The organism is Shewanella sp. WE21, from assembly GCF_002966515.1.
In the GTDB taxonomy this organism is placed as follows: domain Bacteria; phylum Pseudomonadota; class Gammaproteobacteria; order Enterobacterales; family Shewanellaceae; genus Shewanella; species Shewanella oncorhynchi.
Map to the genome: position 1 here is coordinate 343,216 of NZ_CP023019.1, position 21,000 is coordinate 364,215.

The 21,000-nt window shown below is 46.7% G+C and carries 16 protein-coding genes and 1 pseudogene; 7 read left to right on the forward strand and 10 right to left on the reverse strand.

The window, feature by feature from the left end; all coding sequences use genetic code 11:
• Positions 1 to 37: 37 nt before the first annotated feature.
• Positions 38 to 1,702, reverse strand: coding sequence for a carotenoid oxygenase family protein (locus CKQ84_RS01355; protein ID WP_105249828.1), 1,665 nt, complete (start codon positions 1,700 to 1,702; stop codon positions 38 to 40).
• A gap of 15 nt (positions 1,703 to 1,717) precedes the next feature.
• Positions 1,718 to 2,224, reverse strand: a complete 507-nt coding sequence (locus CKQ84_RS01360; RefSeq protein ID WP_105249829.1) for a DUF2141 domain-containing protein — start codon at positions 2,222 to 2,224, stop codon at positions 1,718 to 1,720.
• Between the two features lie 183 nt (positions 2,225 to 2,407).
• On the opposite strand from CKQ84_RS01360, the gene CKQ84_RS01365 reads away from it, so the two are divergent.
• Positions 2,408 to 3,616 (forward strand): sensor histidine kinase, encoded by a 1,209-nt coding sequence (locus tag CKQ84_RS01365; RefSeq protein ID WP_105249830.1) that lies wholly within the window; start codon positions 2,408 to 2,410, stop codon positions 3,614 to 3,616.
• 29 nt (positions 3,617 to 3,645) lie between these two features.
• Positions 3,646 to 4,296, forward strand: a complete 651-nt coding sequence (locus CKQ84_RS01370; RefSeq protein ID WP_105249831.1) for a response regulator transcription factor — start codon at positions 3,646 to 3,648, stop codon at positions 4,294 to 4,296.
• Between the two features lie 93 nt (positions 4,297 to 4,389).
• Here the strand turns inward: CKQ84_RS01370 and raiA are convergent, their stop codons facing one another.
• Positions 4,390 to 4,746, reverse strand: coding sequence for a ribosome-associated translation inhibitor RaiA (gene raiA / locus CKQ84_RS01375; protein WP_028760784.1), 357 nt, complete (start codon positions 4,744 to 4,746; stop codon positions 4,390 to 4,392).
• Positions 4,747 to 4,994: 248 nt separating this feature from the next.
• Positions 4,995 to 6,563 carry a PAS domain-containing methyl-accepting chemotaxis protein gene (locus CKQ84_RS01380; RefSeq protein WP_105249832.1) on the reverse strand — a complete coding sequence of 523 codons (1,569 nt, stop codon included), beginning with the start codon at positions 6,561 to 6,563 and terminating at the stop codon, positions 4,995 to 4,997.
• Positions 6,564 to 6,990: 427 nt separating this feature from the next.
• Between CKQ84_RS01380 and CKQ84_RS01385 the strand changes: the two genes are divergently transcribed.
• The 5 genes from CKQ84_RS01385 (at position 6,991) to CKQ84_RS01405 (ending at position 10,574) form a co-directional block, all read left to right on the forward strand.
• Positions 6,991 to 7,365, forward strand: coding sequence for a DUF3649 domain-containing protein (locus tag CKQ84_RS01385; RefSeq protein ID WP_105249833.1), 375 nt, complete (start codon positions 6,991 to 6,993; stop codon positions 7,363 to 7,365).
• Position 7,366: 1 nt separating this feature from the next.
• Positions 7,367 to 9,037 (forward strand): PepSY domain-containing protein, encoded by a 1,671-nt coding sequence (locus CKQ84_RS01390; protein WP_105249834.1) that lies wholly within the window; start codon positions 7,367 to 7,369, stop codon positions 9,035 to 9,037.
• Positions 9,034 to 9,384 carry a DUF3325 domain-containing protein gene (locus CKQ84_RS01395; protein ID WP_105249835.1) on the forward strand — a complete coding sequence of 117 codons (351 nt, stop codon included), beginning with the start codon at positions 9,034 to 9,036 and terminating at the stop codon, positions 9,382 to 9,384. Before CKQ84_RS01390 ends, CKQ84_RS01395 begins: the two co-directional genes overlap by 4 nt.
• A gap of 87 nt (positions 9,385 to 9,471) precedes the next feature.
• Positions 9,472 to 9,909 carry an OsmC family protein gene (locus tag CKQ84_RS01400; RefSeq protein ID WP_028760789.1) on the forward strand — a complete coding sequence of 146 codons (438 nt, stop codon included), beginning with the start codon at positions 9,472 to 9,474 and terminating at the stop codon, positions 9,907 to 9,909.
• A 224-nt stretch (positions 9,910 to 10,133) separates the two neighbouring features.
• A complete protein-coding gene (locus CKQ84_RS01405) occupies positions 10,134 to 10,574 on the forward strand; it encodes a hypothetical protein (RefSeq protein ID WP_105249836.1) in 441 nt (146 codons plus the stop codon).
• 106 nt (positions 10,575 to 10,680) lie between these two features.
• On the opposite strand, the gene CKQ84_RS01410 is transcribed toward CKQ84_RS01405, so the two are convergent.
• From CKQ84_RS01410 to thrA, 6 genes and pseudogenes are all read right to left on the reverse strand, one after another.
• The gene (locus CKQ84_RS01410; protein WP_105249837.1) at positions 10,681 to 13,965 is read right to left on the reverse strand and encodes a S41 family peptidase; all 3,285 of its coding nucleotides are present in this window, start codon (positions 13,963 to 13,965) and stop codon (positions 10,681 to 10,683) included.
• A 347-nt stretch (positions 13,966 to 14,312) separates the two neighbouring features.
• Positions 14,313 to 15,170, reverse strand: coding sequence for an ABC transporter substrate-binding protein (locus CKQ84_RS01415; protein WP_105249838.1), 858 nt, complete (start codon positions 15,168 to 15,170; stop codon positions 14,313 to 14,315).
• 281 nt (positions 15,171 to 15,451) lie between these two features.
• Positions 15,452 to 15,746: pseudogene (locus CKQ84_RS23960) on the reverse strand (hypothetical protein).
• Positions 15,747 to 16,030: 284 nt separating this feature from the next.
• Positions 16,031 to 17,314: a threonine synthase gene (gene thrC / locus CKQ84_RS01425; RefSeq protein WP_105249839.1), complete on the reverse strand. Its 1,284-nt coding sequence runs from the start codon at positions 17,312 to 17,314 to the stop codon at positions 16,031 to 16,033.
• 71 nt (positions 17,315 to 17,385) lie between these two features.
• Complete coding sequence (gene thrB, locus CKQ84_RS01430; protein WP_105249840.1) at positions 17,386 to 18,348, reverse strand: homoserine kinase; 963 nt, start codon at positions 18,346 to 18,348, stop codon at positions 17,386 to 17,388.
• Positions 18,345 to 20,813 carry a bifunctional aspartate kinase/homoserine dehydrogenase I gene (gene thrA, locus CKQ84_RS01435; RefSeq protein ID WP_105249841.1) on the reverse strand — a complete coding sequence of 823 codons (2,469 nt, stop codon included), beginning with the start codon at positions 20,811 to 20,813 and terminating at the stop codon, positions 18,345 to 18,347. Before thrA ends, thrB begins: the two co-directional genes overlap by 4 nt.
• Between the last annotated feature and the right edge of the window lie 187 nt (positions 20,814 to 21,000).

The window sequence follows — 21,000 nt, forward strand, 5'->3', positions numbered from 1 at the left end:
AGCTAAGAGCTGCGTTTTTTATTTATAGATCAAAACATTAAGCTTCAATAAAGCAACCATGGAACCCTAGTGGCAATACTCTGTTCATTTGAGCCGAAGCGATGGGGCCCGCACTGATATCACTGGCACGAAACAAAGACAAACCAGACTGTGCATTATGGTAATCGAGCCAAGTCATCAGTAAATAGGCTTCGTGCTGCTCAGTGGCGGGGATATAGAGCGGCTCTTCGGCAATTTTGCCTTTGCCAAGATAAAACTCGCTATAGCTCGCGTCGCCAAGTGTATCCGCACTGTGCTTGCTGCTGTCTTTTGTATTATGAATACAATACAGAGTGTTACTTAGCCCTGATTCAGATTCGGCTTCTGCTTCATATTTAAAGTTAGAGCTGGAGCCAGAGTTAACACCTGAATCTGATCTTGCTCCAACGCCAAATAACGGAGCAAACGCCGAAGCCCCGCCTGTTTTCTCTGCAAACGTTTTTTCACCGCTAGTTTGTTTTTTACCCATAATGTGCTGCGAAAACTGGGGAAACTCCATCATCACGCCGCTGCGGTTAATACGTGCAGAGGAAGACAAGGTCTCCGCAAACTGCGCTTTGCTAGTTGCTGTAAGTGCTACTGTGAGCGGTACTGTGATAGTCACTAACTCTGCATGGGGTGTCTTAGTTTTACGCTCCCCCGTCAGTAACCCCTTCATCCCTTGGGTTAAAATAGCTGAATTGGGATAGAGGCAAAGCTGCACCGAAAGTTCGTCATTCTTCTCAATGGCTTGACCAAAGTGAAACACAAACCCCGCAGGCAACGGGTGTAACTGGCGCGCTTTAAAGTCGGCTTTGTCGATAACCAGTAATTGCGATGGCAATTCGGGGCGCCATTTAAAGGCATCAATATAGGTTTCGCCCTCTTCATACACGCAAGATGAAATGTAAAACACCAGCTTATTCTCACTCTGCGCGAAGGCATGTAAATAGCTAGCTTGAGGTAATTCAATCACTTCCATTCTGGCAATGCTGTCATCGGCTGCCACTTGATACACAAGTAATTGCTTCTCACCACCGACATACCAGACGCCAAAATTCCATAGTCCACCTTGTCCGTCATCGAGTGGGTGAGCAGAAAAGGGCAAGCCCTTAAATTTGTCACCAAAGCTTTTCACGCCAAGCGTGGTTAAGGTCTGAGCATCAAGTCGATAGGGTGAACCCGCCTCCCATAAAGCGAGCAACTCGCCGTGGCGCGGCAATAAACTAGTATTGGCCACATTCAAATCGTCGTTATTTCGAATAGGTAAAGCATTGGGGATCACTGTGCCTGCAGTCGTGTACTTAAACGCGCCAGCGGCCTCTTCCACTTTAAACTTCTTTGTTTGGATAAACTTAGCCTGATGCTGAATTTGCCTATTGCTCACACTAAACTGCTGCACCATGCCATCGCCATCGAACCAATGCTGATATGCCTTACCTGCCCGAGACATTTTCGCTGGCCCATTACGATATAGATTGCCGCTCAACTGCGCTGGCCACTCGCCTGAAACCTGCATAGTCAGTGGCTGATAGTCAGCTTCAGCACCACTAAATCCAATCGCCCATGGCTCACGTGCGACCGTTTGTGCGTTATCCAGCGCCAGCAATTTATCCACTGAACTGGCCCAAACTGCACTCGTCATGAGGGCGGCTGAGCCTGCTAGAAATTGACGTCTATCCATGGTGCAGCGCCCCTCTTAGCGAATGTGTATAGTGATTTGCGCATCGGCCTGCAAACTAAAGCTGGCGTCTTTAAAGCTCGCAGGTCCAAAACTGCCGGCGTTATTGCTAAAACCATAGCCTTCACTCGGCACACCTAACATATTGGTATCTAAGCTGTGGTTGCCATTTTCATCGTGAAAGACCTTGACCGCATATTGGCCATCAGCGAGATCGCTAAATACCAGCCTATGCTCTGTCTTAGTGACGGGTTTTATCATAGACGCACTAGGATTGTGGCCTGCGGCGTAATCCTCGGCATTGGCGTAAAGCTCCACCATCAAGGCGCCGGTTTGTACTTGAATATTATCGATATCCACAGTCAGGGTATGTGCCTGGCTCTCAGCCGACATGCTTCCTGCCGACACACTTCCTGCCGACAAGAGCGAGCAAGCTAAGCCTGCGCCCCAAATCGCTGATAACGTCCTTTTGGTCATATTTGCTTGGCGAATCTGAGTTGTCATAGCCGAGTTCACGTGTTTCATGTCTTACTCCTGTTATTTGCGCTGATAAGTAACTGCGATGGAGTTAGCTTAAAAAATCGCAGGACGAAAAACAGGTGCCAAAAGTCATGAAACAAAATGATAACAACATGACTTTTGGCATAGTGACATCTGGCGGTGATACCTTAGAATGGTCGGCAGAATTGGATTAAGGAATCGTCATTCGTGCTAGAAAATCGATTAGCGAAAGAAGAAAACATGTTGATTGCTGCAGGAGTGCTCACTTGGGCATTAGTCGCTTGGGTTGGGATAAACCAAGCCGCATTGCATACATGGCAAGGCATGCTCAATGCAACGCTTTATGGGCTGTATTTAGTGCAATTTATACTGATAGCTACCGATAAAGTTGCGCATAATAATATTCAACTTCGCCGCATAACCACGCTAGTGATGCCGTTGACCGTGATGAGCTTAATGCTCACAGCAAACAACGCATTGCTGCCTATCCTCTTCGTCATTTGGGCGTCACTGTTGCCTGAGTTTTTTAGTCGTCGCCAAGCCATTTCACAGCTAGTGTTGGTCAATGTTGTTTATTACCTACTGCAGCAATGGCAATTGCATGAACAAAGCAATGTGTTCAATATTTTGATTTATCTTGGTTTTCAATTCTTTGCCTACAGCAGTAGCCAAGCAAGGCTTTCTGAACGTAAATCACGTTTGATACAAGAACAGCTAAACCAACAGCTTATTGCCACTCGCGCCCTGCTGAGCCAAGCCAGCGAACAGCAAGAAAGATTAAGGATCTCCCGCGATTTACACGACATTCTTGGCCACCAGCTCACAGCACTCTCTCTGCAATTAGAAGTACTGAGCCATAAAGCGCCCGAGGAGCTCAAACCTCAAGTTAACCAAAGTAAATCCTTAGCTAAAGAGTTACTTGAAAGTATTCGCGCCGTCGTCAGGGCTCAAAGAGTGCAAGTGGGATTGGATTTAGTCCCACCTTTAGAGGCACTGATGACCCGCTTACCCAACGTGACTCTTAACTGCAAAGGGATGAAGCCACTGCAATCAGCCGAACTGACTCAGGCGCTACTGTTAGTGCTGCAGGAAGGCATCAGCAACGCCGTTCGTCACGGCAAGGCGAATCAACTGCAATTGAGCATGCAAGACTCCCAAAGCGCACTGGTATTGCAACTAAGCGACAACGGCGTGGGGCTAACACGGGGAGCCGCGCGAAACACATCAGTTAAAAGCGGCACAGGGCTAAACGGTACAGGACCGTTCGGTACAGGACAGTTCGGTACAGGGCAGTTCGGTACTGGGCTCGGCGGCATGCAGGAAAGGCTACAACCCTTTAATGGCACCTTGGAGTTAAGGGCAAATGACTCGGCGTCCGGTTGCCAACTCACCCTCACACTCCCTGCACTCGCTTAACTTTTTATTAAAAACGCTTTGGGATCACTATGGATACGCAAAACAACATCATCAGTGTCGGTTTAGTGGAAGATCAGCAATTGGTTCGCCAAGGGATCGCCAGCCTGCTCGCTATTTCCGACAACATTCGCGTGTTATGGCAAGCCGAAGACGGTCAAGATGCACTCAAAAAGCTTGCCAGCAATCCCGTCGATGTGCTGCTCAGTGATATCCGTATGCCAAATCTTGATGGTATCGCCATGCTCAAACAGATACGGCAAAGTGCCAATCGCTTACCTGTCATCATGTTAACCACCTTCGACGACAGTGAGTTATTCCTCAATAGTTTACAGGCGGGAGCCAACGGCTTTTTGCTCAAGGACGTGTCACTCGACAAGTTACTGCACGCCATCGAAACCGTCGCCAAAGGCGGCTACTTGATAGAGCCTTCGGTGCTCAAACAGATGAGTGAGCCTAAACCTGCACCTAGCATTGGGGTAACTAGAAATGAATTATTGTCGGAACGGGAGCGGGAAATTCTCAGTTTTATGGCAGGCGGCTTCTCCAATAAAGAAATCGCCAATGCGGTATTTTTAGCCGAGGGCACAGTGAAGAATCATGTCTCTAACATACTCACTAAACTCGATTGCCGAGACCGTACCCAAGCTGTGCTCAAGGGATTGCAACTGGCATTGATTTAACCCATTAGCATTAAACCAAACCCTATTGCCAACAAAAAGGGCCATTTAAGGCCCTTTTTGTGCTCATCTAAAGCGATGAGTTATGGCTAAAACCTAACGAAGATCCATCTCTTGGATAATTTCATGGGCAATAGCGGGCGTTGTACAGCTCGGGGTTTCATGCAAATCCGCTTTTAACTGACCTTTACGGTGCTTAAGTGCTGCATCTAATTTTTTCGATGCGGCTTTGATTGCTGGGTACATAACCTCATCGGTACCTGAAGCAGAAATACGGCTTCCTTCATAATTCGTACGAAGCTCAACCTGATACTCGCCATGCTCTTTCGCAATAATAATGTCCAGTGCGATCAGAGAGGGGAAATGGGTGGCGATTTTTGCAAATTTTTCGTTAACATCTTCTCTAATAGAATCAGTAACATCGACGTGGTGACCAGAAATATTTATTTTCATAGGTTGTCCCTTTTAGTGTCATTACTTTTATTTTTGCTTCACTAATAGAGCTTGGGGCATGCAGGATAAAACACAAGGGTTATTGGCAAATATTTCGGTCAACTCAGGTATTAGCATCTCCTAAATGTGACCTCCATCAAGAAGTCAAAAATAAAACAGCGAGAAAAACATGATTAAGTGATTGATTTATAAACAGGCATTAATAATAAATCAATCAGAAAATGCAATACGACATAAGGTAAATACGCTTAATATTTACGTTGCACACTCTGCTGCCAAAACTGTTGGGACAAATGATGCGTCTTGGTCGATAAACGCGACACTTGATCACCCCGCGCTGCCGCATCGAGCGTCTGCTCTAAACTCTGCTGAGCCAAGTCGCTGATCACATGGATGGCTCGGCTAATTTCTGCGGCCACCGAAGTCTGCTGCGTCATCGCCGCCGCATTATCATCACTCAAAGAATTAATTCGCGAAATAGATGAAAGCAACTCGCCAAAAGCCACACTCGCATCTTGCGCTAAGCTAACCGAACGTTTTACCTGTTCCTGCCCCGCCATCATGGTCGAGGTCGCCCTTTGAGTGCTTTCCCTAAAACGGCTAACAATTAACTCAATTTGCGAGGTGGATTGGCTAGTACGGCTCGATAACTGCCTGACCTCATCGGCCACCACGGCAAAACCACGACCACTCTCCCCAGCCCGCGCCGCTTCAATTGCCGCATTTAAGGCTAATAAGTTAGTTTGGTCGGCAATGGCACGTATGACTTCGAGCACTTGGTGAATCGCACTGCTATCTTGTTCAATAGCTTGTACAACATCGGAAAAGTGGCTCACTTGCACACTTAACTGATGTATCGCATCAATAACCGTTTCTAAACGAGAATGCCCGCGTTGAGCCGCCTCATGGCTCGACACCATTTCCGAGGCAGTACGATGAATGTTTCCCGTTACTTCAGCAAAACTGGCACTCATCTGCTCCATCGCAGTCGCAGCTTGCGTGGTTTGTTCACTCTGACTATCTGCGTGCTCCCAAGTGTTTGTAATGGTTTGTTTAAGGCTGACACTTTGTGCTTGGATCTCACTGGCAGAATCAGCCATACGGCCAACAACGCCACCAATTTCAGTGATCAAAAAACGTAGGGCGAGGTCTAATTTACCGATCTCATCTTGACGGCCGGTGTAGACGCCCGTAGCGACGGGATCGTCAATAATGTTGGTTGCCATAGACACAAGCTTTTGCAGCGGCTGCATCAGGTAATACCATGCTAGGCACGCGAGACTCATTCCCACCATCGCGGCAACTATGGGGGAATAACTGGCAATCATCGCCGTAGCCGTAATCGAAACCAACATGGCCAGCAGTATTTTACCACTGAAACCTAACCTATCTTTACGCAATACTTTAGGTTGCTTGCCCTGATTAATATCACTGTAAATACTCTCAGCGGCTTTAATCTGCTCAGGGGTGGCTTGGCGACGAACAGATTGATACTCATGAACTTTACCATCTTCATACACTGGCGCGACGTAGGCATTCACCCAATAATAGCCGCCCGTTTTGGTGCGATTTTTAACTATCCCCATCCAAGGCTTGCCCTGCTTAATTCGCTCCCAGAGGATCTTAAATGCAGCCGCAGGCATATCTTGATGGCGCACTATGTTATGTGGATTCCCTTGCAACTCAGCAACACTAAACCCACTGATCTGCGAAAAGGTCTGATTCACATATTTAATGTTTCCCTTCAGATCCGTCGTTGATAGTAAAATCGCATTATCTGACAGGTGTGTTTCACCATTTGTAGAATTTTTATGCATAGGGTTATCAGGCTAGGTCTCGGTAAAAAAGATAACGCATTCTGCCAAAACCGTCGTCTATCAAAATTGATAAAGCTCACATTGGCAGCATAAAAATTAACCTAACGCTAAACAAGCAGTAACCACTAAACACATATCAACAAATAAAAACAAACAATTGTGACAGGGCGCTCGTTACGCTACATACGTTAAACTCGTCACCTACACTCGCTAAAGCAGATCAGCTTAAGATCACAAATTCACATTCGAATCTAAATGATATCGTTTATCATTTGAATTAACTAAGTTATACTTCTCGCGGTTAGCTATCTACTGCTATAGAAATGCATTCGTCGTTAAGCCAAAAAGCTCAAGCACACTTTGCAGAATCAACAGTAGCGGATAGCCATAACAGACCCATATTGGCTCGAAATGAGAAGTGGCACTTATGTCTAATACACCCGCGTTTGAAACCTCAACGCAATCTTCTACAACTCAAATGCGCTCGATCTCGCTGATTTCGCGGGGAATTGTGCAATGGTTTAAGCAAGAGCAATCGCAGTTTGCCTTCAAAGTCTTTGCGCGTGCGAGTGCCGCTCTAGTGGCGGGTTATGTTGCGGCAGCAACCTTGGCTTGCCTGCTGACATTAGTGCTACCTATGCCGCGCTTTGAAAGCACGATAACGGCCAATATGTTAGCTTTCCTGTTTTATGCCATTGCTATTATTTATGCCTTTTGTGTGCGTAAAACCTGGCATGCGTGGCGAGATTTAGGCTTAGTGAGTTTGTTATGTTTTGGATTGATCAAGGTATGTGGGCAATAAGATGAAAGAGACATTTTTTAGAACTTTATCTTGGCTACATACCTGGGCAGGCTTGCTCGTATGTTGGGTATTATTATTGATCTTTTTTGCGGGTAGCTTGAGTTATTTTCGCCATGAGATCAGCCTTTGGAATGAACCCGAATTACACAAAGGGGTTTATCAAGACTACCGAGCCGATACCCTCGAAAACCAATTAGATAAAGGTCAAAGTTACATAGAAGCGCATTCGCCGGCAACAGCGCAGCGCTGGATGATAGGTTTTCCAACTGAACGAACCCCCTTTCAAAGCGTTAGCTGGCAACTGCCACCAGAAAAAGGTCAGCGTCGTGGCAAGACTGAAGAACATGTAGCCTTAGCAGATGGCAGCGGCATGATCTCAGAAGTGCGTGAGAGTCGCGGCGGTGATTTCTTCTATCGTCTGCACTTTGACTTGCACTATATGTCTGCTATTACAGCCCGCTATATCGTCGGCGTTTGCACTATGTTTATGCTGATCGCCCTTATCAGTGGCATAGTGATCCACAAACGGATCTTCAAAGATTTGTTCAGTTTTAGACGGGATAAAGGCGCTCGCTCTTGGCTAGACGCGCACAATGTGAGCTCTGTCATCGCCCTGCCCTACCATTTGATGATCACTTATACAGGGCTTATTACCCTAATGCTTATCTATATCCCATGGACGGTTAATACCGCCTATTCGGGTGATAACCAAACTTTTTTAAAAGAACTTAATCCCGCCAGACAAACCGAGAAAGCCGCGGGGATTAGTGCGCCACAGGTGCAACTGAGCCAATTACTACCTCAAGTGAAAGCCGCATGGGGCGATGCGCCAATTAAGCAAGTGATAGTGTCATACCCTAAAGATCAAAATAGCCAAGTGACCTTTTACCAAAACACAGGTAAAGATGTGACCGATGAAGCCAATATTTTGATATTCAACGGGGTAAATGGTGAGCTTAAATATGCCAGCCCGCACGAAGCCTCAGGAGCCTCCGCGACTTACGATACTATGATGTCGCTGCACACGGCACGTTTTGCCGCCCCGCTGCTAAGATTTTTATTCTTTTTCTGCGGTTTATTAGGCTGCGCTATGATCGCGACAGGCACTTTGATGTGGGCCATTCGTCTACGTCAAAAACAGCAAAAATTGATCGATAAAGGCGAGAAACCAAGCTTTGGATTACGTTTAGTTGAAGGGTTAAACTTCATGTTTATCTTAGGATTACCCTTAGGCACTGTAGCCTTCTTTTACGCCAATCGTCTCTTATCGACAAGTTTTGCAAGCCGCTCTGAATGGGAAGTTCACAGTTTCTTTATCGCGTTAGCGGCAATGGGAGTTTGGGCTTTCTTGGGTCGTTCACGTCGCCAGTGGCAAACCGCATTACGACTCACAGGGACTTTGTGCTGTGCGCTGCCCGTGCTCAATGCCTTCACATCACCAAGCAATATCATCGACAATATCCAATCCCATCAATGGGCTTTAGTCGGATTTGACGTGCTCGCAGTGCTACTTGGTGGCGCTATGCTATTTGCCAGTAAAAGAGTGACTTTGATTGCTAAGGCCCCCACTAAACGCCCAGCAAAAGCAAAAAATGCACGTAGAAGCGAATCCCAAACATCCCTTGCCAGCGACCTTAGTTCGTCATCTTCATTGGAGGAAGCCAAATCATGATGCCAGAATTTATTCCCCTACTTGGGATCTTAGGTTTGAGTTATCTTTCCCTCGCCCTGTTTGCCTTAGCTAAATTTGGTCACTTCAAGGATGTGTTCAATCGTCCACCAGCACAATGGCAAAGTCGTTTGCTAACCTTGTTTGCTTGGTTACTACTAGCATTTAGCTTAAGTGCCTGCGCGAGCGATCAGGGCTGGGCCTACGGGAGCATTTTGTTTATGGGAATAATTTCCCTCGCGGCAATGCTGGTCATCCTAACGTTAAGCTACAGCCCGCGCCATTTATCGATAGGAATCGTCACTGGCAGCGTGCTCACTGGCACTCTATTACTGAGTGCTGGGATCTAATGTCCAGCTAACACTGGCATGGCGATCATGGCTAAGTGAGCACCGCTAGGCTATAGTGCCCTGATGTCCTTCAGATAGGAGAAAATAATGGGCTTTAACTTAACGGTTAACTGGCAAACCTCGCCCGCCGAAGAAGGCGAATTTTGTCGAGATCACAGTATTACCTTTGGCAGCGGCCAGACGATTCAAGCCTCGTCGGCACCGGAATACAAAGGCAATGGGCAAAATGTCAATCCAGAGGAAAGCCTGTTGGCTGCATTATCCTCATGCCATATGTTGACCTTTCTAGCGATTGCGCATCTTAAGCGCTTACCTGTAACCTCTTATGTGGATAATGCCACTGCAGAGCTGGGTAAAAACGAGGCGGGCAAGTTGGCCGTGACAAAGATGGTGCTCAATCCTAAGGTCATTTTCGCTGAAGGGGTCGAAGTCAGCCAAGAAACCCTTGAGAAAATTCACGAGAAAGCACATGCAAATTGCTTTATCGCTAATAGTTTAGCAACAGATATTCAAATCAAGTTTTAGGATTTGAGCAGATCTTTATGGCCCGCTGATGGTTTTCTTAAGCGGGCTTTTTTATTGCCGCACCGTAAATTAATAGCTGTCTGAATCATTGCTATCATCGAATTATCCGCGCCACCTAACCATCCACAGAGTCTAACTTTTCACCATTATTCAGCTCAGGTCCAGCTTTTAAACAGTACGATAGAAGCCAATCTTAGCTTGGTATCATCTGTTGGAATTAAAAGATGCACATTCAACCACTGCGAAATTCCCCGTCTGTAAGCCCACAAAAAAATGTCTCCACTGCTGAATTTGCACAAGTTAACAATGCCGTTCAAACCAGCGCACCAGCGTCAACTGATACAGTAACGCTTTCTAGCGATGCAAAACAATTGGCGGCGAATACGCAAAAACCAGCAGAAATGCCAGCACTGAGGGATAACATAGAAACCTTAGTCGAATTGAAACACGCGAAGATGAAGTATCAAGTGATCGCCGACATGACCAATTTAGCGACAGGAACGAGCCAAGGGATTTCAGCACCAACGGCCTATTATCTAAGCCATAACGAAGACGCGAGAGCAATGACAGTGAATCACCTTGCCCAACAACAGCAAGTGAACACTATGCAAACCTATGCGGAAACAAGTAAAAATGGGAATAGAAGTATTAATGAATGGGCATAAAAATGGGTGTTGTCTCGGGAACCAAGAGACAACACCCTAACTTTGTACGCGGACATGCTAGCCGAGATACCTTAAATTTCGGTTAAATACTGAATTTAAATATCAATTACTTAGCTTTAATATCCTGTGCCATACCTTTTACAGGCAAAGATTGCACTTTTAAGGCTGGGATTGGCTGTTTAACCAACTCATCCTTTAAATAACTTATTGCAGTTTCAAGCTGCGCATCTTTTCCATTAAAGGTAGCAAAAGGTAAGTTATCGACTTCAATATCCGGCGTTACGCCATGGCCTTCAAGCACCCAGCGGCCATCCATTGCATACTGTGGATACTCGGCCACCCGCGCCATCCCTTTATCGGTCAACGCATTTCGCCCAGATAACCACACACCCGCACCTGCCGTTTGCTTACCAATTAAGGGCGCAATACCGAGTGCTTTAATCCCTGCGGAGAAGGTTTCGCCGTCGGAATAGGTCAGTTCATCGGTTAACACCACTAAATGACCACGGAAAGTTTGTTGCATATTGGTGTTTGGCGTGCCGTGGGTCGGTTGCCAAAACGCCCAAGCGCGGCGTAGTAACTTCTCAATAATCCAACTGTCAATATTGCCACCGCGGTTACGGCGAACATCGATAATCAAACCCTCTTTATCGTAGTTGGCATAAAACTCACGGGCGAAACTTTCAATATCACCACCGCCCATGGCATATAAGTGCAAATAACCCATCTTGCCCTGACTTGCATCCTCGACCACTGCCGCGTTATGGCTCACCCAATCTAAGTAACGTAATTGACTGTCTACCACAGCGCTAACGGGCATGACGATGGTTTTATGGGTTTGGCTACCACGCTTAAGCTGTAGTAATACTTGCTTATCCTGTTGATTGCGTAAAAGACGCGTGACGTCGGCCACATTCACTACTGGCGTGCCATTAATAGCCAACAGCATATCGCCTTCTTTAGCATCGACTTCGATACGATTTAACGGTGAAGCATTAGCCGGTAACTCAGGATCGTTACTGTAAATGTGCGCGATTTTAACGCCATCTGCAGTTTGTTGTAGGCGCGCGCCAAGGCTTGCCGCTTTAGCCGCATCGGGATCTTGAGGTATGTCACCACCGCGCACCTGTGAGTGCAAAGAATCTAACTCGCCCATCATTTGCATGAAGATGTCGTTCAGTTCGTTACGATCGGTCAGGCGGTCGAGCAAAGGCTGATACTTAGCTTTGGTCGCTTGCCAATCGAGGCCGCGCATCTTCTTGTCGAAGAAAGATTCTCGGTGCATCAACCATGCATCTTCAAACATTTGCTGCCATTCGAGCTGCGGAGAAATCGCTAGCTGCCATTGTTCCGTTTGCACTTTGGCATTATCCGTATCGCCTAATTTATCGCCGCCATCAACAATCAGGAGTGATTTTTCATTACTGTGCTTACGTAGCATCAGCTTTTTACCATCGGCAGAAACCTCATATTGGCCAATGTCCTCGGCAAAAACCTCGGCTTTGAGGCTTAATCGGTCAAATTTGATGGTCATTAAATTAGGTGCGACATCGTCACCAATAGCTTGATCTAACAGATAAAGTCTATCATCGATGACGCGCAGCTTACTGTAATTACCTGAATCGACAGGCACTTGCCATAAACGCTGGGAGATCCCTGCCCAATCGATTTTTACTGGACTCGGTTTATCCTTAGCATCGGTTTTTTCAACTTGATTCGATTCGAGTTCATTGGGTTTACTAAAGGGGAATTTGGCATTTTTGACCAGTGCGATGGCAAAAATTTGGCTGCGTTTATCAAACACAGGGCCCATGTTTCTATCGCCCCAAGGTGAACTTGGTGTTGCGCTGAATTGGCGGTTTGACAGGAAATATAGCCACTGGCCGTCACTGCTAAAGCTTGGCGAATAGGACTCGAATTTGTCGCTGGTGAGCGTCTCGGCCTTATTTTCATCCACAGAATACAGAACGATTTGCGGACGTTGTTTACCGATTTCCGACTTAGTTAATGCAATAAAACGGCTGTCACCGGACCAGCGGATATCGGCGTAAGGCCCAAGTCCCTCGCCGTTAGTGATGATTTTTTGATTGGTATTTTTCTTTAAGTCGAGCAGCCAAACGTTACCATCGTTATCGTCATGGGCGATAAATCGACCGTCACTGGACAAATTAAGACTCATTCTTAAAGTATGACTGTCTTTGGTTAACTGTTTAGCGCCACTGCTGCCATCAGCAGGGAATTGCCAAATTTCCTGCTGACCTGCCATGTCGCTAATCGCATAAACCGACTTGCCATCTTGGCTCAACACAGCTTCCCTTACGCGATAAGTCCCCGGCAGTGCAACTTGAACTAAACGCGAGCCATCAATACCCGCGATCGCCACGTGGCTGCGGGCGGTGATCACCACTTTATCGCCAGCGGGGGCCAAATTAGTTGAAGAAGCGTAATCCATAGGATCTGTCACCCAATGCTCACGGCGCTCGGCAAAATCGGAAATGAGTTCAATATTGAGTAACGAGTCTTTAGCGGCCGCAATATCAAACACATGGATATCCGCACCTAACTGGAATACCACTTTGCCTTGGTCCATCCGCGCACCGCGGACTTGCCAATCTTTAAATTGAGTCAACTGTTTTGCATCTGAACCATCGAGCGCCATCGACCAGAGGTTGTCGTTGCCATCGCTGTCGCTGATAAAATAGAGTCTGTCCTGCCATAGCATAGGTTGGCGCACTGAGCCGTCGTGTTGGCCGCTAAGCAACTGTGCTTCGGTTTTGCTGCCAAGTTTAAAGCGCCATAATTCACCTTTTGCGCCGCCACGGTACACTTTGGCATTATCGCCAGTCACTTGCAGACCAAAGCGGGTGAAGTACACGTATTCGTTGCGATCATCAATCACACCTTCAACTGCATCGGCTAAGGGTAAATCTGTGGTGGTGAGGGTTTGAGGATCGACGCTGCGCAGTATCCAATTATTAGCAGGACCAAAACCAGTGTCGGTGGAATATAAAATCTCGCCTTTGGCAGTCCAGCCCTGAACTCGTACACGGCTATTCTCAAAACTCACCCGTTTAGCCACACCGCCCGTAATGGGGATCACATACACTTCGCTCGCGCCTTCATAGTTGGCAACATAAGCAACCCACTTACCGTCGGCCGAAATAGTCGCCCCTAGCTCTTCCGCAGGTAAACTCGTTAAGCGAGTCGCCGCTTTTTGATCTAAGGTCTGAGTCCATAAATCCCCTTCTGCAGTAAAGACTAAGGTTTGATCGTGCAACGCTGGCGCACGGTAATACCCTTGATTGCTCACCGCATCGGCAGCGATGGTTTGGAACGCTGTTAATGTGCCTAGGGCAAGCATACAGCAGGCGACAGAATGGCGAAGTTTCATGTATGACCTCTATCCTATTGTTATTTTTTAGCAATAGACTCTTTACTACGAGATTTTGCTAGCAGATTTAGCGAAGAAATTCTTGCCATGGGCTTTTATAAAAAACCACAATCAAGTCCAAAGCATGACAATTGAGCCCAACAAGCTAGCAGAATTTGATAGAGAGTTCAGTAACTTCAAGTCAGAGAAGTTTTAGCAAATGTGTCACATCTTAAATCGCGGAAGAGCAACTGAATAAAAGACAAGATTCTTTAGAGGAAAACATCAAAGATCATAGCGTTACCATATTGCACCAGGATAAAAATATACCAGAGTCGGACATGAGTGGCTAACGTGAAGGGCTAATGTTAAGGGCTGACATACAGCGTCTTTAGCGGACTGTTTAGGCGGCTCATATTAGACTGTTTCGCCAGTGTCATTTGTTGCCATTTATTGATCACTCGTGCAATTTCACCGTTATCCATCAATGCCTTAATCGCATGATTAAACTGCTCTAACTGGCTTGTCTTGATACTCGCTTTGCTGAACATTAAATGAATATGGTTTTGATCTAACACTAACTTAAGTGGCACTAGCTTGATGCGTTGATGCTGGCTGGCGATATAGGGCATGGCTAAGGTATCTCCGACGATCATATCTCCCCTACCGTAGATAAGCATTTGCACAGACTTATCTGAGTCTGGACTTAATACTAACAAGTGCTCCTGCTCTAATCGATATTGAGATTCTTGATAATCTGCACCATACCAACCGCTAGAAGGGACAAGTAGACGCAATTTTTGGGTAAAAATGTCCTCCCATTTATCGATATTAATCTGATCTTTTTGCTCATAAAGTACAAATAAGCGCAGCTCTTCATCCCGGTAATAGGTTGAAAAAATAGCATAGTTTTGACGTTCATCCGTCATAGTCGCTCCCATCAACACATCTAACTGTCCTGTTCGCAACATCTGATGCGAGCGCTTAGCGGGCACATTAATAAAATGAACTTCACAACCAAGGTACACTGCAAATGCCCGCATCAGATCCACATCTAAGCCTTGGGCTTCTCCTTGAGGATCTTGCCAAGCATAGGGAGGCCAATCGTTGTAACCGACTTTAATCGTGTTCTTACAAGGTAAAGGGCTATTGACCTGCGACGCACTTACAGCGGGCAAGACTAAAAAAAGCATAAATAAGACAGGAACGTATTTAAACCATGGCATAGGCTAAGTTACTTGCCTCTTAAGTTGACGATCCTCTCTTGATTAAGATGAAGTATAACGATTCAGTGTCAGACTTCCGCGAGGGGGTTCTACCTCAGTAAGCGTAGTTGTCACTTAGATAGCGCGCCATAAACACCGACGAGATCACAGTCAATTAGCCTAAAAAAGGGCGAGGAATAATAACAAAAAAGCACAACAGCCAAGAGTGAGATCTAAACGACTCACTATACTGCAATAAAGACTAAGCCTGAACGCAGGAGATAAAATAAAGTTTTATAAATTTAAATCAGACACTTATAAATAATAGCAACAACTTTAGTGGGATCCCCCATATCGACTTGTAACCAAACTATGTGTGTCCCCCCCCAATTCCTTACCCTGAGCCGTGGCGGACTCTTTAGCTTCATCAAGCTGGTTTTCATGGCGGCTCACCCCAGTGACTAAAGCAAAACTATCGCAGTGGGTGACTTCAAAATCGTAGGCCACGTTAATGCGACGATATAGTTCATGCTGCTTGGTCGCACATCCAGATATTAAAACGCAAAAACATGTACTTAACAGAAAAAATTTAGACAAATCAATTAACCCACAGATTAAACACGCGGGTGAACATAACTAATTGCAACCGATAAAATTGTGAACAATGTCACATATAAGAAACCAAGGATAATACAGGAAGTTACAAATATTAATTAAATATCATGTAGTTAACTAAGGGTTGTTTTATGTTCACTGGTAACACAAGCTCATCAATTCCTCACCATAAAACTCACACTTGTAAAAAAAGGGAGCCAAGCTCCCTTCCTGCTTTTACGCCATGTTATTCCACTGCTAGGCAGACATCAGTAGGGCTAAAGCCCTTAAGCTAATATTTTGAATAAATGCACTTTTAATGCAGCAAAATCTGCCGCTAATTCCGCGGATAAGATGGGCTTACTCGCAACAGCTTCAAGCTCAGGCGGCAAGGATAAGTTAAGCGTTAACTCTCTATCCACAACATCCTTAAATTTAGCGGGATGCGCCGTCCCCAAAAATATGCCCACTTCATCGGGCACTAAGGTTAAAGATAAGGCCTTAGCCGCAATCGCCGCGTGGGGCTCAGACACATAACCTTGAGCGTGTAACTCGGCTAATGCCTGTGACGTTTGTTCCTCCGATAAACGAATACCCACTAAGCTACTCAGTGGCCAGCCTAATTTCTCACAAATGGCTTCCACACGCGGCCAGTTACTGGGCTCACTCACATCCATAGCATTAGACATAGTCGCTTGAGTCGGATTTGGCTGCCATTGGCCATTGTCTAAATAGCGCGGCACAGTATCGTTGGCATTGGTTGCGGCGATAAAGCGTTTAACCGGTAATCCCATCGCTTTAGCGAATAAACCTGCGGTCAAGTTACCAAAGTTACCACTTGGCACCGAAATCACAGGATCGGCTTCATGCCGTTGTTTAGACTGGGCAACCGCTTCAAAGTAATAGCAAATTTGCGCGAGTAAGCGGCTGATGTTGATAGAATTTGCCGAGTTTAAGCTCAGCCCATCGCGGACTTCGGGATCATCAAAGGCGTGCTTAACGAGATCTTGGCAGGCATCGAAATCGGACGAGACGGCAACTGTATGGATATTCTTGCCCAACGTAGTGAACATCTTTTCCTGTAGTTCACTGATCTTGCCCTTAGGATAGAGCACCACCACATTGACTTTCTCAAGCCCATAAAAAGCATCGGCAACCGCGGCGCCAGTGTCACCCGAAGTAGCAGTCAGAATGGTTAAGCGTGTGTCGCCGACAAAGGCATTGACGCATTGCGCCATAAAACGCGCCCCAAAATCTTTAAACGCCAGTGTTGGACCGTGGAATAATTCAAGGCAGGCACGCTGCTCATCGACGGCAACCAAAGGTAAATCAAAGTTAAAGGCACGCTCAACTAATTCATCGACCGCATCTTGGCCTAACTCAGAGGCAAGCCATGCGCCGAGTACTTTTTTACTGCGCTCAACGAATGGCAACGCCAGCAGCCCTTCAATATCGTCTAGTACGGGTATTTGACTAGGAAAAAACAAACCTCTGTCTTTACCTAACCCCAGTTGTACCGCTTCTTTAAAGCTTACTTTCTGCGAAGGGTGTTTTAAATTATATAGTTCCATGCTCAACTCAACCTTTTGATGCTAAACCTTAAATGCTAATTTGGGGTACTTAGTCTTAGCTAAATTAACTATTAATCGACTCTACGCGTGCCTTGCTCATCGAGGCGACACACGTGGGCAAAGCCACCCTCCTCGGTGAGATAATGCGCCTCTAACCAAGCTTTAGCGGTATTTGCCGTGGCTAAATCATCGGTAATCGAAAACAGCGTTGGGCCGCTGCCCGAAATCCCCGTAGTCAACATGCCTAAATCGGCTAAAGCGGCTCTGGCCTTGTCGTAACCCGGAATCGCGGCGGCGCGATAGGGCTCGGCTAACACATCCTTTAATACGCTGATCGCAAGCTTGGCATTCTGCTGGTAAGACGCATGAACAAAGGCGCTTAAATAACGGCCAAAATCGATAGTGACACTTTTATCATATTGATCAGGCATGAGTTTACGCATCATTGCCGTTGAGAGTGAAATCCCTGGATAGGCCACAACCCAATACCATTCTTTAAAACTCGGTATCGCTTCGCAAACTGTGCCCGGCACATTGAGCATCAATTGCATGCCGCCCAAATAACAGGGGGCAACGTTGTCATAGTGCACACTACCGCTGATCTTCCCTTCAAACTCGCCCATCAGTTCAAGCAGTGCTTGCTCGTTATAGGGTCTGTCAAAATGTTCATTCAGGGCATATAACGCCGCCACGACAGAGCTGGCACTCGACCCTAACCCACTACCGACGGGCAGGTTCTTTTCCAGTGTGAGTGCCACGCCTTCATCTGCTTTACCCTGCGCAGTTAAAAACTCCTTACTCAGGGCTGTTAAGAAGAATTCGGCACATTGGTACACAATATTGTCTTGCGGATTATCAGGCAGTTTATGGGCCCAAGCGCCGGTTTGCATAAGACTCACACCCGACGCTGCCGCGGCGATAGTCACTCTGTCGCCCAGTAAACTACCATCAATCGGCGCTAATGCAGCACCGAGTAAATCAAATCCGACGCCCACGTTACCCATAGAGGCTGGAGCGTAAACAGTCAAACTCATACACTCACCTCACGAGTCCAATTCAAGGTTCTTAATACATCGGCAAAGGCGCCAGCGGCGGTCACTTCAGTCCCTGCGCCATAGCCGCGTAGCACAAAGGGAATGGGCTGATAATAGCGGCTATAGAACGCCAAGGCATTTTCACCGCCTTTAACGCTATAAAGCGGATCCTGTGCATCCACTTCGGCGATACGCACACGGCACACACCATCCTCAATTTGCCCAACATAACGCAGCACTTTACCTTGGGCTTTGGCCTGCGCCACTTTTGCGGCAATTGCAGCATCAACTTGCGGTAATCGTGCCATAAAGCTTTCAACATCACCTGAATCATCAAACTCGGCTGGCAATACAGATTCAACCTGCACATCACTGAGCTCTAACTTTAGTCCCACTTCACGGGCAAGAATGAGCACTTTACGCGCCACATCCATACCACTCAAATCATCACGGGGATCGGGCTCAGTAAAACATTTTTCCCGCGCAAGACCTGTCGCTTCAGAAAGTGTCATGCCTTCATCCAGCATGCCGAAGATAAAGGATAAAGAACCCGATAAAATACCGTTAAACTTATGCAGTTTGTCACCCGCAAATAACAATTTTTTCAGGTTATCGATCACAGGCAAACCCGCACCGACTGTGGTTTCGTATAAGAATTGGCGACGCTGTTTTAATGCCGTTTGGCGCAATGCTTGATAATAAGCATAATCGCGAGTGTTCGACTTTTTGTTCGGCGTGACCACATGCAAACCTGAGTTCATCACATCCAAATACAGGTTTGACACTTGCTCGCTCGAAGTGCAATCCACCAGCACAGGATTAAGCAATTGTTGCTCTTTCACCCATGCAAGTAACGCTGGGATATCGCAGGCTTGCTGACTATCGGCAAGCAAGCTAGACCAGTTGCTTAAGTCGATACCCGCACTGTCGAGTAGCATCTTGTTCGAATTCACTATGCCGCAAACACGGATACTGATGTGCTGCTCTTTGAGCATGGCAGACTGTTGTTTTATCTGCTCGAGCAGGCCTGCCCCCACATTGCCGCAACCCACTAAAAACACATCTAAATACTGCTGCACATCGAAAAAGCCTTGATGACAAGCCGCCACCGCATGCTTAGTCTTACGCTGCTCGATCACAGTCGAAATCGAGCGCTCGGACGAACCTTGGGCGATGGCGATAATGTTCACGCTTGCCTGTGCTAACGCTTGGAAGAAACGCGCCGCCACACCTTTATGGGTGCGCATGCCATCACCAATCAAAGAAACGATGGCGAGTTCATGACGCATAGCGATAGGTTCAAGCAAGTCACTTTTTATTTCTAATTCAAACTCTTGCTCTAAGGCCCATTTCACTTTGGCCGAGTCAGACGTCGCCACACAGAAGCTAATACTGTATTCAGAGGAGCTTTGGGTGATTAAAGAGACTGACACGCCGCTGCGGGAAATCGCCGCGAGAGTACGGCTCGCCATGCCAACCATGCCTTTCATGCCTGGGCCTGATATATCAAACATGGTCTGGTTATCTAAATTGGAGATAGCTTTAACCTGTAAGCCCGTTTCATCGGCTTGGTTTGATACCAGAGTGCCGGGCGCATCGGGGTTAAAACTGTTTTTGATATAACAGGGAATATGGAACTGGGCGATAGGCGCAATCGTCTTAGGATGCAGCACCTTAGCGCCAAAATAGGAGAGTTCCATCGCCTCTTGATAGCTGAGTTGTGATAACAGCTTAGCATCGGCAACCACACGGGGATCGGTATTATAAACACCGTCAACATCGGTCCAGATTTCACAACTTGACGCATCTAAACAGGCAGCGAGCACAGCAGCAGAATAGTCAGAACCATTACGGCCTAACGTCACCACTTTGCCCTGTTCATCGGCGGCGGTGAATCCCGGCATTACCCATACGCGCTTTTCACCTAATGCCAACGCACGAAACCTTGGCTTACTCACAGCGATATCGACCACGGATTCTAACGGCCGACCACGGCCTAGAAACAAGGCGCGCGGATCGAGTTGAGCAGACGTGATCCCCTTAGATAGCATCACTTGTTCCATCAAAGCTGCAGATAAACGCTCACCTGCCACCACGATTTCAGCACGTATGCCATCAGGACACTCTTGCAGTAAGCTAATGCCACGTAATCTATCCTGCCAAATTACCAGCTGCGCATTAAGCCCAGAAAAGAGTTGTTCACTCTGCTCACTCGACAACATTGAAGTAACAGCATCTTGGTATAGCGATGTAAATACCCGCTCAACATGCTGCAGCACAGGCGAATAATCTTCACCTTTGACTGCTACATCAACCATTTCTAGTAACGCATTTGTCACAGTCGCTGGGGCCGATAGCACAGTGGCTATGGGTTCAAACTTAGATGACTTAGCAACGATATCCGCCGCCATCGAGAATCGCTGCCAATTTGCAAGCGAGGTACCACCAAATTTCATTACTTTCATCTTGTTCTCCTGTACCGCGCCCGACTTAGAAATAAGAGCTAGAAACAAAAAAGCCCGCTTCTTTGTGGGAAGCGGGCTCATCGTTAAAATTCTTTAGGGTGTATCAGCCCGCCCCCACTGTTGTTGTAGTGGTGGTTGTAATAATGGTAGTTACTACGAAACCTAGGCTATGCATGTGTTTGGGCTA

Bases quoted from the DNA above. Each gene is read 5' to 3' on its own strand.
- CKQ84_RS01355 (WP_105249828.1), bottom strand. From the start codon at position 1,702: ATGGATAGACGTCAATTTCTAGCAGGCTCAGCCGCCCTCATGACGAGT.
- CKQ84_RS01360 (WP_105249829.1), bottom strand. From the start codon at position 2,224: ATGAAACACGTGAACTCGGCTATGACAACTCAGATTCGCCAAGCAAAT.
- CKQ84_RS01370 (WP_105249831.1), top strand. From the start codon at position 3,646: ATGGATACGCAAAACAACATCATCAGTGTCGGTTTAGTGGAAGATCAG.
- raiA (WP_028760784.1), bottom strand. From the start codon at position 4,746: ATGAAAATAAATATTTCTGGTCACCACGTCGATGTTACTGATTCTATT.
- CKQ84_RS01380 (WP_105249832.1), bottom strand. From the start codon at position 6,563: ATGCATAAAAATTCTACAAATGGTGAAACACACCTGTCAGATAATGCG.
- CKQ84_RS01385 (WP_105249833.1), top strand. From the start codon at position 6,991: ATGTCTAATACACCCGCGTTTGAAACCTCAACGCAATCTTCTACAACT.
- CKQ84_RS01390 (WP_105249834.1), top strand. From the start codon at position 7,367: ATGAAAGAGACATTTTTTAGAACTTTATCTTGGCTACATACCTGGGCA.
- CKQ84_RS01395 (WP_105249835.1), top strand. From the start codon at position 9,034: ATGATGCCAGAATTTATTCCCCTACTTGGGATCTTAGGTTTGAGTTAT.
- CKQ84_RS01400 (WP_028760789.1), top strand. From the start codon at position 9,472: ATGGGCTTTAACTTAACGGTTAACTGGCAAACCTCGCCCGCCGAAGAA.
- CKQ84_RS01405 (WP_105249836.1), top strand. From the start codon at position 10,134: ATGCACATTCAACCACTGCGAAATTCCCCGTCTGTAAGCCCACAAAAA.
- CKQ84_RS01410 (WP_105249837.1), bottom strand. From the start codon at position 13,965: ATGAAACTTCGCCATTCTGTCGCCTGCTGTATGCTTGCCCTAGGCACA.
- CKQ84_RS01415 (WP_105249838.1), bottom strand. From the start codon at position 15,170: ATGCCATGGTTTAAATACGTTCCTGTCTTATTTATGCTTTTTTTAGTC.
- thrC (WP_105249839.1), bottom strand. From the start codon at position 17,314: ATGGAACTATATAATTTAAAACACCCTTCGCAGAAAGTAAGCTTTAAA.
- thrB (WP_105249840.1), bottom strand. From the start codon at position 18,348: ATGAGTTTGACTGTTTACGCTCCAGCCTCTATGGGTAACGTGGGCGTC.
- thrA (WP_105249841.1), bottom strand. From the start codon at position 20,813: ATGAAAGTAATGAAATTTGGTGGTACCTCGCTTGCAAATTGGCAGCGA.